Origin of the sequence: Enterococcus faecium (assembly GCF_029023785.1) — a bacterium.
Lineage (GTDB): Bacteria > Bacillota > Bacilli > Lactobacillales > Enterococcaceae > Enterococcus_B > Enterococcus_B faecium.
On sequence record NZ_CP118955.1, the window covers coordinates 1,466,828 to 1,480,178 of the forward strand.

General features: G+C 40.0%; 9 protein-coding genes. All 9 read right to left on the minus strand.

The features are described from left to right. Window positions 1–11 precede the first annotated feature (11 nt). Window positions 12–3,440, minus strand: a complete 3,429-nt coding sequence (locus PYW34_RS07155) for a pyruvate carboxylase (protein ID WP_002334538.1) — start codon at window positions 3,438–3,440, stop codon at window positions 12–14. A 25-nt stretch (window positions 3,441–3,465) separates the two neighbouring features. Beyond that, window positions 3,466–4,629: an FtsW/RodA/SpoVE family cell cycle protein gene (locus PYW34_RS07160; RefSeq protein WP_002288740.1), complete on the minus strand. Its 1,164-nt coding sequence runs from the start codon at window positions 4,627–4,629 to the stop codon at window positions 3,466–3,468. A 2-nt stretch (window positions 4,630–4,631) separates the two neighbouring features. Beyond that, window positions 4,632–4,934 (minus strand): YlaN family protein, encoded by a 303-nt coding sequence (locus tag PYW34_RS07165; protein ID WP_002288739.1) that lies wholly within the window; start codon window positions 4,932–4,934, stop codon window positions 4,632–4,634. A gap of 113 nt (window positions 4,935–5,047) precedes the next feature. Further along, the gene (gene recQ / locus PYW34_RS07170; protein ID WP_002288736.1) at window positions 5,048–6,820 is read right to left on the minus strand and encodes a DNA helicase RecQ; all 1,773 of its coding nucleotides are present in this window, start codon (window positions 6,818–6,820) and stop codon (window positions 5,048–5,050) included. 260 nt (window positions 6,821–7,080) lie between these two features. After that, the gene (typA, locus tag PYW34_RS07175) at window positions 7,081–8,910 is read right to left on the minus strand and encodes a translational GTPase TypA (RefSeq protein ID WP_002288735.1); all 1,830 of its coding nucleotides are present in this window, start codon (window positions 8,908–8,910) and stop codon (window positions 7,081–7,083) included. Window positions 8,911–9,077: 167 nt separating this feature from the next. Further along, window positions 9,078–9,845 (minus strand): inositol monophosphatase family protein, encoded by a 768-nt coding sequence (locus tag PYW34_RS07180; protein WP_002295483.1) that lies wholly within the window; start codon window positions 9,843–9,845, stop codon window positions 9,078–9,080. Window positions 9,846–9,850: 5 nt separating this feature from the next. Beyond that, on the minus strand, window positions 9,851–10,126 hold the full coding sequence (locus PYW34_RS07185; RefSeq protein ID WP_002292206.1) for a UPF0223 family protein: 276 nt from the start codon (window positions 10,124–10,126) through the stop codon (window positions 9,851–9,853). A gap of 161 nt (window positions 10,127–10,287) precedes the next feature. Beyond that, window positions 10,288–11,694: a dihydrolipoyl dehydrogenase gene (gene lpdA, locus PYW34_RS07190; protein WP_002289686.1), complete on the minus strand. Its 1,407-nt coding sequence runs from the start codon at window positions 11,692–11,694 to the stop codon at window positions 10,288–10,290. Window positions 11,695–11,701: 7 nt separating this feature from the next. Further along, on the minus strand, window positions 11,702–13,345 hold the full coding sequence (locus PYW34_RS07195; protein WP_002289687.1) for a dihydrolipoyllysine-residue acetyltransferase: 1,644 nt from the start codon (window positions 13,343–13,345) through the stop codon (window positions 11,702–11,704). Window positions 13,346–13,351 lie beyond the last annotated feature (6 nt).

The following is a 13,351-nucleotide window of genomic DNA, read 5'->3' on the forward strand; positions in this document are numbered from 1 at the left end:
CCTTTCGCTTATTATTTCTCAGTCACTTCAATCAAAAGGTCACCAGACGAAATAGTGTCTCCTGAAGACACATATACATGTGCGACTTCTCCGTCAAAACGTGCTTCGATGGCCGTTTCCATTTTCATCGCTTCAGTAATCATCAACGTATCACCTTTTTTAACGTTATCGCCTTTTTTCACTAATACATCCAAAACAGAACCAGACATCGTTGCTCCAATTTGTTCTCGGTTTGTCGGTTCAGCTTTCAATCGGGTTTGGACCGTACTGATGATCGAATTATCTTTGATAGTGATTTCACGTCTTTGTCCATTCAAATTGAAGAACAGTACGCGATTCCCTTCGATATCGGGTTCTCCGATTTCATCTAAACGAATGATAAGCGTTTTTCCGCGTTCGATTTGTACATTGATTGTTTCACCCAAACGTATACCTTGGAAAAATGTTGGTGTGTCCAGTAATGTAACATCGCCAAATTGATTATATGCTTTTTGATAGTCCAAAAAGACTTGCGGATACATCAAATAGCTTAATACTTCGTCTTGTTTTGGTTCATAGCCAATTTTTTCTGCCAATTCTTTTTTTACTTCGTTGAAGTCGACTGATTCAGCCAAAAGACCTGGACGTTCATTCAATGCAGGTCTGCCTTTAAGAATAATCTTTTGCAATTTTTTAGGAAATCCGCCAACGGGTTGCCCTAGTTCTCCTTGGAAGAAAGTCACAACAGATTCAGGGAAACTTAGTGTTTCGCCTTTTTCATAAATATCTTCTTCTGTAAGATCATTTTGGACCATAAATAGTGCCATATCTCCAACTACTTTAGATGATGGAGTTACTTTAACGATATCGCCAAACATCAAGTTGACAGTATGATACATTTGTTTGATTTCATCCCAGCGATGACCTAATCCGACAGCTTTTGCCTGTTGCTGTAGATTCGAATACTGTCCTCCTGGCATTTCATGCATATATACTTCTGTTTCAGGAGCATTCAAGCCGTTTTCAAACGGTTTGTAATACATGCGCACATCTTCCCAATAATGGTTTAATTTCTGTGCATTTTCAATCGTGATTTCTGGCAGCCGTGGACCATTGACCAGTGCATAATACAAGCTGCTCATGCTAGGCTGACTAGTATTCCCACTCATTGCACTCATTGCCACGTCAACGATGTCTACTCCTGCTTTTGAAGCAGCAGAATAAGTGATGATTCCATTCCCGCTGGTATCATGAGTATGCAGATGGATTGGCAGATCTGTCGTTTCTTTCAATTCACTAATCAAACGATAAGCTGCCTGCGGTTTAAGCAGCCCAGCCATATCTTTGATTGCAATGATATGCGCACCCAGTTGTTCTAGTTCCTTTGCCATGTCTTTATAATACTGAACATTGTATTTTGCCCGACTTGGATCGTTGATATCGCCAGTATAGCAAATAGCTGCCTCTGCGATTTTACCAGTATCCCGTACAGCTTGGATACTTTTTTCCATTTGTGGAGTCCAGTTCAAACTATCAAAGATTCGAAATACATCGATTCCTTGCGCTGCTGCTTCTTTGACAAATTCCACCAATACATTGTCAGGATAATTAGAATACCCAACGGCATTTGAACCTCTGAAAAGCATTTGCAGCAACGTATTAGGCATTAAAGAACGAATTTTTCTCAACCGTTGCCAAGGATCTTCATTCAAAAAGCGGTAAGCCACATCAAATGTTGCTCCCCCCCACATCTCACTTGAAAAGAGTTCAGGAAGACCTTCTCCAGTCAAACGTGCAATCTGCTTGAAATCCTTTGTCCGAACACGAGTTGCTAGCAGACTTTGATGGGCGTCTCTAAATGTCGTATCCGTCAACAACAAATTTTCCTGTCCTTTGATCCATTCGACCAAAGCATCGGCACCCTTCGCATCTAATACATTCTTAGCCGTTACGTAATCAGTTCTTGTGATTAGATCTTTAGGCATACGTGGTTCTTCATAAAATGGTTTTTCGCCACTTTCGATACCTGGAAAACCATTCACAGTAATTTCACCGATATATTTCATCGTTTTGTTTCCGCGGTCTCGTAGTCGAGGAAATTCAAATAATGTTGCTGTACTATCAATGAAGGTTGTTTTTGCATTTCCTGATTGGAATTCAGGATGTGTGATGACATTGAGCATAAATGGAATGTTTGTTTTCACTCCACGGATTCTAAATTCTTTCAAGCAACGTTCCATTTTCTGAATGGCTGTTTCAAAGGTAGCACCATGCGTACATACTTTTACTAGCAATGAATCAAAATACGGTGTCACTACATAGCCCGCGTAAGCATTTCCGACATCCAGACGTACGCCAAAACCACCAGGTGAACGATACGTATCGATTTTCCCTGTGTCTGGTAAAAAGTTATTCAACGGGTCTTCTGTAGTGATTCGGCATTGAATGGCTGAACCATTTAATTTAATTCCTTCTTGCTGAGGCAATCCGATTTCTTTATGCAGATCCAAACCTTGAGCAATCAACAGTTGCGTTGTTACGATATCAATATCTGTAATCATTTCTGTGATCGTATGTTCCACTTGGACGCGAGGGTTGACTTCGATAAAGTAAAAATCATCTCCTTCAACAAGAAATTCTACTGTACCTGCGTTGACATACCTGACATATTTCATCAATTGGACAGCTGCCTGGCAGATTTTTTGACGTTGCTGTTCATTCATAGAGACACAAGGCGCTACTTCTACTACTTTTTGGTGACGGCGCTGAACAGAACAATCTCTTTCAAAAAGATGGATGACGTTTCCATGCGTATCCCCGAGAATCTGTACTTCGATATGCTTAGGATTAGCGATGTATTTTTCAACATACACTTCATCACTACCAAAGGCTGCTTTTGCTTCGCTTTTCGCACGTTCGTAGCCCTCTCTTGCACTCTTTTCATCGTGAGCTACACGCATGCCGCGTCCGCCGCCGCCTAGAGCTGCCTTGATCATAATCGGATAACCGTATTGTTTCGCAAACTCCAAGGCATCGTCTATAGAAGCGATTGGTCCATCTGTGCCTGGAATCGAAGCAATCCCCGCTTCGATAGCTGCAGCTTTTGCTTTGATTTTATCTCCAAAAATATCTAAATGATGCAGTTTGGGTCCAACAAAAATGATGCCTTCTTCTTCGCACCGTTGCGCAAAATTCAAGTTTTCCGACAAAAGACCGTAACCCGGATGAATAGCGTCAGCTCCGCATTCTTTCGCGATAGAAATGATCCCTTCAATATCTAGATACGCATCAATCGGTTTTTTTCCTTGTCCTACTAAATATGCTTCATCCGCTTTGAAACGGTGTACGGAATATTCATCTTCTTCTGCATAGATTCCAACAGTTTTAATTCCTAATTCTGTACAAGCACGAAATACACGTACAGCGATTTCACCCCTGTTAGCAACTAAAACTTTTTTCATCGAACCACTCCTACATCTTTTTTTATTATAAACCTAAGCTCTTGCGTTTTTCATCCGCACTGATGTTGAGGACAAAGCCGACACAAATCGAAAGCATCAGCAAACTGGAGCCTCCTTGACTTAAAAATGGGAACGTGATCCCTGTCAAAGGAATAACACCAGTAATTCCTCCAAGATTGACAAATACTTGGATCAAAAACATTGCGCCGATCCCAATGCACAAAAGCGAATTGAACGGATCTTTTGAACGGATACCTACAAGGACAATGCGCACAATCATAAAGAATAGCAACGCTAATATCAAAATCCCCATAATCACTCCCAGTTCTTCCACTACGATTGCATAAATAAAATCGGTTTGTGCTTCTTGTAAAAATCCTTTTTTCTGGATACTGTTACCTAATCCCCTGCCAAATAGTCCTCCGTTGAACATGGCATAGTAGCCGTTGACTAGTTGATGCCCTTTATTTAATTCGTCTGAGAAAGGATTTTGGTAAATAGCAAATCGATTATAGATATACTGTAAACGTCCGGGTAAGATCTTTCCGTTTGTGATATTGATCAGCCAGATCGTAAAAGTACTTAGACAAAAGCCTCCTACTCCTACAATCAAAGTATACACATAATTGACTCCGCTGGCTAAAAGCAGAACCAAAATAATCAAAAAGATAACTGCCGCATTACCAAAATCGGGAAGAATAGCGACTAATGCAGTAAGTCCGATAACCATTGCAAGTGGACGTTTCACAGTCCCAAGAAAATCTTTTTGTACACTGTTTTGTCTTTTAGATAAAGTCAGAGACAGGTACCAGATAGAAATGATTTTTAGGTATTCGGCAGGTTGGATCGAGAATCCTGCAATTTGCAGCCAACCTTTCGCCCCATTGATCTCCTTACCAAAAAACACAACAATCAGCAGCAAAATCGTCAAAACTGCGATGGCTGCCATGATCAAACGCTGGTTTTTCAAAACATCTGTTTTCATTTTATAAAGTAGTGCGATAGCAATCAAGCTAAGCACCCAAAAAATACTCTGGTTAATGACTGATGCGGACGGATTTTGTCCGTTTTCTAATAATAGATACGACGTAGAACTATATACCATGATCAATCCCAATACACATAAAATTAAATAGGGAATCAAGATGCTATAGTCTAATAGATGCCTTTTTTTCACTTTCTTAGGCAAGTCTATTCCTCCTTGCCAACTTCTTTTTTATCATAAATTTCTTGGTAAACCTCACTATATAACTGATTCAATTCTCGTTCTAGCTCACTTAACATCAGCTGGCCCTCGTTCTTTCCGATTACTCCTATACGGACAGCAAAACCGACTTGCCGGGAAAAGCCGTACATCTGTGTATCTACCACTTCTTCGAAGGCTTTGCATTGTGAGATACAGAGACTGTTGTTTTGATTTCGGATTAATCGTTTGATCCGTTCTGCTTCATCATTTAATACTTGGATCGCAAGTTTTTTCGACAAAGAATCCATCTGTGCTTACCTCCCATTCTAATTCCTTAATTATAACATATTTGATTTTCATAAGGAGCAAAAAAAACAGATTTAACCAGTTGTTTTTATTCATTTTTACGTATTCGTTCTTTCTACTTATCCAGAACGTTAGAGTCCGCATTTTTTATCCGAGATAAAAAGGCTTCGCCATATTTATCAAGCTTGCTTTGGCCAACTCCTTTTATCTGAAGCATCTCCAATCTGCTTGATGGACGTATTCGGCTCATTTCTTTCAATGTGGAATCTGAAAATACGACATACGGGGGAACGCCTGCTTCTGATGCTAGATCCGTTCGCAGTTCCCGCAGCACTTCAAATAGTGTATCGGTTTCTTCATCCGATAGCTGCTGGACTTTCTTGGGTTCCTTTCGATAAACAGATTCTTGTCCTTTCAATACTTGTATCCCTCTTTCTGTTACTTTCAAAACAGGATACTCACCATTGATGGTCAGAAGATAGCCATTCGATATCAAATATTCAATTAACTGCATCGTTTCTTTTTGCGATTGGTTTTTCATCAGTCCATAGGTAGATAAATGTCCAAAACCTAAAGCTTGCAGCTTTTGTTCTTTCGATCCTGCTAAGACTTTCATCAGCATTTGTTTACCATAGTTCTCACCCATACGTTTTAAGCAAGAAAGAACCATCTGTGCTTCTGTCGTTACTTCTACTATTTCTCTGTCATCTAAACAGTTACCACAACGGTTGCACGGACTGCTTGTCTCGCCAAAATAGTTTAGGATGTATTGCTGAAGACAGGACTCAATATACACGTATTCTGTCATCGCTTTTAATTTTTCATATTCTTTTTGCTTTTGCCCTTCTTCTCTTTGGGACTGCTGGATAAAAAACTTTTGGACTTGGATATCTTGAGGAGAGAAAAGCAGGATGGCTTCACTGGAAAGACCATCTCTTCCCGCCCGACCAGCTTCCTGATAGTATGCTTCTAGAGAGCCAGGAATTTGATAATGGATAACAAAACGGACATTGCTTTTATTTATACCCATACCAAATGCATTTGTCGCTACAATCAGCTGCAAGCGATCGTATAAAAAGGCTTCTTGCATTTCTGTTCGCTCATTCTCATTTAGACCACCATGATATCTACCCACGGAAAAATCGAATTTTTTAAGCAAATGATAGAGACGGTCTACTTCTTTTCTCGTTGCTGCATAAATGATACCAGATTGATTTTTGTTGATCTTTAAATATTCGATTAGATATTGTTCTTTTTTTTGATCTTTAATTACTTGAAATCGTAGATTTTCTCGTTCAAAACCAGTCTGAATATGGTTGTTTTCTGGAATTTTTAAAAGTCTTTTTATGTCAGCAGCTACTTGCACAGTCGCTGTAGCTGTCAAAGCAACAATTACAGGACGATTTGGCAGTTGATCTAGCTGGTTCGCCATCTGTAAATAACTTGGGCGGAAATCATGCCCCCACTGAGAGATACAATGTGCCTCGTCAATAGCGATCATACGGACGTTCCATCGCTTCATTGCTTGGATAAAATCCGGCATGATAAAACGTTCAGGAGCGATATAAAGTAAACGGTACTGCTGTCTATCGATTTCTTGGAAGCGTCTAGCTGTTTCGTAACCATCTAACGAGCTATTGATAAAAGTGGCGGGTATACCTAATTGATTCGCCGCGTCCACCTGATCCTTCATCAAAGAGATTAAAGGGGACACAACCACAGTAAGCCCATCTAATAGTAAAGCTGGAAGCTGGTAACAGATTGATTTCCCACTTCCGGTAGGCATGATTCCTAATACATTTTCCTGATCAATGACTTTCTGGATAATTTCTTTTTGACCAGGTCTAAACTCATCATAGCCAAAGTATTGTTTTAATAAGTCGTTCATCTTCCCGCTCCTTTCTCTTGCCATTTTACTTCGATTTTCTTCGAAGGACAAGTTGATCTCCTTTCGTGAAACATTATCTTATTATGAAACAAAAACTCTCTAGAAATAAGTTTTTTAAAAGTCTTTTAAACGTCTTTTGGCGTATTTTCTGAATTTATGTCCATTGACAAAGATGACTTCTCCACAGAAAAGAGTTGGACAAAAAAAGAAACCAGCTATTTTTTATAACAAGCTGGTTTCTCTCTTCATCCTTTTACAGATTATTTTTTCTTTTTAGATGCTTTTTCACGAGCATTTTTCTCTAAAATTTGTTTTCTCAAGCGAATGCTTTCTGGTGTTACTTCGCAATATTCATCATCATTCAAGAATTCCAAAGATTCTTCCAACGTCAATTGTTTTGGTTTTTTGATGACAGATGTTTGGTCTTTAGTAGCAGACCGTACGTTTGTCATTTGTTTTGCTTTCGTGATGTTGACAGTCAAATCATTATCACGGCTGTTTTCCCCGATAATCATTCCTTCATATACTTCTGTACCTGGTTCTACGAAGACTGTACCGCGTTCTTCGATACTCATGATAGAATAAGTCGTTGCTTTTCCTGTATCGATCGAAACAAGCGCCCCTTGGTGACGTCCGCCAATTTGACCAGGAAGCATTGGCAGATATTGGTCAAAAGTATGGTTCATGATTCCGTAACCACGTGTCATTGAAAGGAATTCAGTTGAATAACCAATCAAACCGCGGGCAGGTGTTAAGAATGTCAAACGGATTTGTCCGTTTCCTGTATGGACCATATCTTGCATTTCACCTTTACGTAAGCTCAAGGACTCGATAACACTACCCATATATTCTTCTGGTGTATCGATTTGCACGCGTTCAAACGGTTCGCATTTTACACCGTCGATTTCTTTTTCAATAACTTCTGGACGAGATACTTGCAATTCGTATCCCTCACGGCGCATGTTTTCAATCAAGATAGACAAATGCAATTCTCCACGACCAGAAACTGTCCATGCATCTGGAGAGTTTGTTGGTTCAACTCGTAAGGATACATCTGTTTGAAGTTCTGCCATCAAACGTTCTTCAATCTTACGAGCGGTTACGAATTTACCTTCTCGACCGGCAAATGGTGAATTATTAACTAAGAAAGTCATTTGCAATGTTGGTTCGTCAATGTGAAGGATAGGTAACGCATCTTGATGATCCACAGGAGTAACTGTTTCACCGACAAAGATATCTTCCATACCTGAGACAGCAATCAAGTCTCCAGCTTTTGCTTCTTGAATCTCTAGACGTTTTAGTCCAAAGAAACCAAATAATTTCGTTACACGGAATTTCTTAACTGTTCCGTCTAATTTAATTAATGCTACTTGGTCTCCTACTTTGATTGTTCCTCTAAATACACGTCCGATTCCGATACGACCTACATAATCGTTGTAGTCAAGTAATGAAACTTGGAATTGTAATGGTTCGTCGCTGTTATCGACAGGAGCAGGGATTTTTTCAATAATTGTATCAAAAATAGGTGCCATGGTTGGTTCTTGATCTGCTGGATCATCTGACAAGCTTGACGTACCATTTAGTGCAGATGCATAAATCACAGGAAAGTCTAACTGATCATCATCTGCTCCTAATTCGATGAATAGTTCAAGAACTTCATCTACGACATGCTCAGGACGAGCAGAAGGTTTGTCAATCTTGTTTACGACAACGATTGGTGTGATATGTTGTTCCAGTGCTTTTTTCAATACAAAACGTGTTTGAGGCATTGTTCCTTCATACGCATCTACGACCAACACAACGCCGTCAACCATTTTCATGATCCGTTCTACTTCGCCACCGAAATCCGCGTGTCCTGGAGTATCCATGATGTTTACGCGAATACCTTTATAGTCTACAGCTGTGTTTTTGGCTAAAATCGTGATACCACGTTCTTTTTCTAGCGCATTTGAGTCCATCGCACGTTCTTGCAATTGCGTATGTGCGTCTAATGTATCTGATTGTTTTAATAGTTCATCAACTAATGTTGTTTTTCCGTGGTCAACGTGGGCAATAATTGCGACGTTACGGATATCGTTTCTATAATTCAATGTAACTAACTCCTTTTTTATTGGTTCTTTATGACAGGGCAAATTTTACTCGACTGCTAATTATAGCAGACTTTTTTCATGAAATATAGTAAAATGTTTTCATTTTTTCGAGAAAATTAATCTTTTGCTCGTTTTTATCATTTTTGTGAATGATTTCTACCTTTTTTTCAGCCTTCTTTTTTCAAAAGGTCTGCGATTTCTGCATATGCACAAGAAGTCCCTGCTAAATAGTATTCCCTTTTTTCAAATGTCAAAGGAGTACCAAAAAGACCGCTTGTTACCATACCAAACTCTTCCAATAAGACATTTCCCGCTGCATAATCCCAAGGGCTAAGGTTTGAAATATAAGCAATGTGGTTTCCTTTCAAGATTGCCACTAGTTCAAGACCAGCGCATCCGTACATACGTGTCCCCATGCTGCTTTCCGCAATTTCTCGGATTCCATATTTATTATGACCGAAAAGATAACTATTCACACCAAGTAAGCCTTCCGATAAGGATTTATTTGCTGGTCTAGGCAATGGCTCATCATTTTTATACACGCCTATTCCTTTTCCACCCCAAAAAAGTTCATTTCTCATCACGTCATAAATGAAACCAAGCTTTCCAACGCCGGATTCATAAACAGCGAGCATAATACAAAAATTTTCCCCTTCAATCACAAAATTCAAGGTGCCATCAATAGGATCGATGATAAAGACTCTTCCATCGAGATCCGATAATTGATTACACCCTTCTTCTTCTGCCAATATTTTCGCCTCTGGATCAAAGGAATGGATTTTTTCGATTAGAAAATTCTGGATGTTTCGATCGACATTTGTTACTAGATCCGTTCGATTTGATTTTTGCGAGATTGTTAATGTTTGTTGAGAAGATTTGATTTTCTCACCAGCTTCTTCAAGCCAGGACTTGATATGATCAATCATCTGTTCCATTTATCTCACCCGTTCATTCTCAAAGTTTTGTTTGGATTTTTTTTTGCTTGCTGCACTGTACGATATAAAGAATAACCGGAAGCTTTTTCAAATTCCCGTCCCAATCGTTTTTCCTCACCAATGGATTTGACAACAGTTTTAAACTGCTGATAAGTCTTCAAAAAAGCTTCATTGTTTATCCCTTTTTCATTCGCACGTTCCAGATCTTCCCACATCTTCATTACAATGACCATTTCGTCTGTTGTCCAATCTAAATCAAGTGGATACTGATATTCTTGCATCTTCAACTCTCCTATTTCATATTCCTCTTCAGTGTAGCATAGGAAGTGGTAATAAACCAAGAAGTTGTCATATTTTTAAGTTTACATAATAATATTATTGATAATTCTAAAAAACAAAACGCAACTGATTTTTCAGTTGCGTTTCGCCTGTATTATTCAAATCAAATATGGATTGGTAAACCTAATGCTAATTCCGAAGCATCCATGACGATTTCGCCAAGAGATGGATGAGGATGAATCGTCAAGGCGATATCTTCAGCATTCATTCCTGATTCGATTGCTAAAGCTAATTCAGAGACCATATCACTTGCGCCGACTCCACCGATTTGCGCGCCAATAAGCACGTTATCTTCGATCGTCGTAACTAGACGGATGAATCCTTCTGTTTTACCAAGCGATAATGCCCGACCGTTCCCTGAAAATGGGAATTTATATGCTTTTGCTTCGATACCAGCATCTTTTGCTTCTTTGATCGTCATACCTACAGAAGCCAATTCAGGATCAGTGAAGGCTACTGCCGGCATTGCTTTATAATCTACAGCTACTTTTTTGCCAGAGATTGCTTCAGCAGCGATTTTTGCTTCATAACTGGCTTTGTGTGCTAATGCCGCCCCTGGAACGATATCACCGATGGCATAGATGTTAGGTACGTTCGTACGTCCTTGTTTATCCACCGTGATCAATCCTCGTTCTCCTACTTCGACACCCGCTTGTTCTAAGCCCATATCATCTGTATTCGGACGACGACCTACAGTGACCATCACATAATCAGCAGTAACGGATTCTTCTTTCCCGTCCACTGCATATTTCACTGTCACGCTGTCACCGTTATCGACTGCTTCTTTCGCCATTGCATTCGTTACGACTGTTACGCCTTTTTTCTTGAAATCATCTTCTACTAATTTTACTAGATCTTTTTCGTAAGTTGGTAAAATTTGTGGTGAGCCTTCAAGAATCGTTACTTCTGCTCCTAAGTTTGCGTACGCTCCGCCCAATTCGGCACCAATCACACCGCCACCGATGATCACAAATTTCTTAGGTACTTCTTTCAATGCTAATCCGCCAGTAGAATCTAACACACGTCCTCCGAATTTAAATCCTGGAATCTCGATTGGACGGGAACCTGTTGCGATGATTGCGTTATTGAACGAATAAGTTTGAGCTGAATCTGGATGAATGACGCGTAGTGTGTGATCATCTACGAAGAACGCTTCTCCTTCGATTGTTTCAACCTTATGTTTTTTTAATAGGAAACCAACACCAGAAGTCAACGTATGGACAACTTTGTTTTCTTTCCATTCTTGTGTTTTTGCAAAATCTAGTTTGACGTTTTCACTAGTTACTCCAAACATTTCAGAATCTAGTGACTCTTGATAATGGTGTCCTGCAGCTATCAGTGCTTTTGAAGGAATACAGCCGACATTCAAACAAACACCGCCAATATACTCTCTTTCAATGATTGCTACTTTTTGTCCCATTTCAGCAGCGCGGATGGCAGCTACATAGCCACCAGGTCCCGCACCAATTACAACTGTATCTAATTCTACAGCAAAATCTCCAACTACCATTTGTTTATCATCCTTCCATCATTAATAGCTCTGGATCAGCTAAAAGACGTTTGATATTATTCATTGCTTGTTGCGCAGTTGCTCCATCTACGATACGGTGATCGAAACTTAATGACAGTTTCATCACACGACCGACAACGATTTCGCCTTCAGCATTTACGATTGGTTGTTGTGCAATCGTTCCTACACCTAAAATAGCTACTTCTGGATAGTTGATGACTGGTGTAAACCAACCGCCACCTACAGATCCGATATTGCTGATCGTAATTGTTCCATTGCGCATATCTTCTGCAGATAGTTTGCCGTCATGAGCTAATTTTGCTTTCTCATTGATTTCGTCTGCAATAGCAAACATTCCTTTGCGGTCTGCATCTTTCACATTTGGTACATATAGTCCGTGATCCGTATCAGTTGCAATACCGATATTGTAGTAATGTTTATAAACGATTTCTTGGTTTGCATCGTCGATAGATGCATTCAATACTGGGTATTTCTTAACAGTCGCTGTTAAAGCTTTCACGACATATGGCAAGAAAGTAAGTTTCGTACCATTTGCAGCAGCAACTTCTTTAAATCGTTTCCGATTATCCCATAGTTTAGACACTTCTACTTCATCATGCAATGTCACGTGTGGAGCTGTATGCTTACTGTTGACCATTGCTTTAGCGATAGCTTTACGTGTTGGCGTCATTGCTACACGTTCTTCCAAGTCTCCTAAGTTGGACTTGAATGGTTTTGCTGGTGCAGCTGGTTTGCTTTCTGCTGCAGGAGCTGCTTCTTTCGGTGCTGCCGCTTCTGGCGCTTCTGATTTCGCTGGTGCACTGCTTGGACCACCTGCCAAGAAGTTTTCGATGTCCTCTTTTGTTACTCTGCCACCTTTTCCAGTTGCAGTTACTTGTGAGATATCTACATCTTTTTCACGGGCAAATTGACGAACAGATGGCATAGCCAATACACGTTTATTTGGATCGGCAGCTTCAACGACACTTGCTGAACCTGATGTTTCCACTTTTTCTTTTGGTGCTTCAGCTGATGGCGCACTAGTTGACGGTGCACTATTGTGTCCAGGAGCATCGATTTCTACTAATACATCCCCAACATTTGCTACAGTGCCTTCTGGAACAATCACGTTTTTAACTGTCCCTGTGACAGGTGACGGAATTTCTTCTACTGATTTGTCATTTTGAACTTCTAGTAATGTATCATCTTCATTGATCGTATCTCCTGGTTTGACGAACCATTTGACGATTTCACCTTCTGCGATTCCTTCACCGATATCCGGTAACTTAAATTGGAAGACTCCTTCGCTTGACGATCCAGCTGATTCTGTATCAACAGTGGGTTCAGCAGCCGGTTTAGCTGGAGTTTGGGATTCTGCGGCTACACCACTGTCCCCTTCATTGTCTTCGTGTCCTGGTGCATCGATTTCTACTAATACATCCCCAACATTTGCTACGGTACCTTCTGGAACAATCACATTTTTAACCGTTCCTGTAACAGGTGACGGGATTTCTTCTACTGATTTGTCATTTTGAACTTCTAGTAATGTATCATCTTCATTGATCGTATCTCCTGGTTTGACGAACCATTTGACGATTTCACCTTCTGCGATTCCTTCACCGATATCCGGCAATTTAAATTGATAAGCCATGACTTT

Coding starts and splice junctions, on each gene's coding strand:
- PYW34_RS07155 (WP_002334538.1), bottom strand. CDS start 3,440: ATGAAAAAAGTTTTAGTTGCTAACAGGGGTGAAATCGCTGTACGTGTA.
- PYW34_RS07165 (WP_002288739.1), bottom strand. CDS start 4,934: ATGGATTCTTTGTCGAAAAAACTTGCGATCCAAGTATTAAATGATGAA.
- recQ (WP_002288736.1), bottom strand. CDS start 6,820: ATGAACGACTTATTAAAACAATACTTTGGCTATGATGAGTTTAGACCT.
- PYW34_RS07180 (WP_002295483.1), bottom strand. CDS start 9,845: ATGGAACAGATGATTGATCATATCAAGTCCTGGCTTGAAGAAGCTGGT.
- PYW34_RS07185 (WP_002292206.1), bottom strand. CDS start 10,126: ATGCAAGAATATCAGTATCCACTTGATTTAGATTGGACAACAGACGAA.
- lpdA (WP_002289686.1), bottom strand. CDS start 11,694: ATGGTAGTTGGAGATTTTGCTGTAGAATTAGATACAGTTGTAATTGGT.
- PYW34_RS07195 (WP_002289687.1), bottom strand. CDS start 13,345: ATGGCTTATCAATTTAAATTGCCGGATATCGGTGAAGGAATCGCAGAA.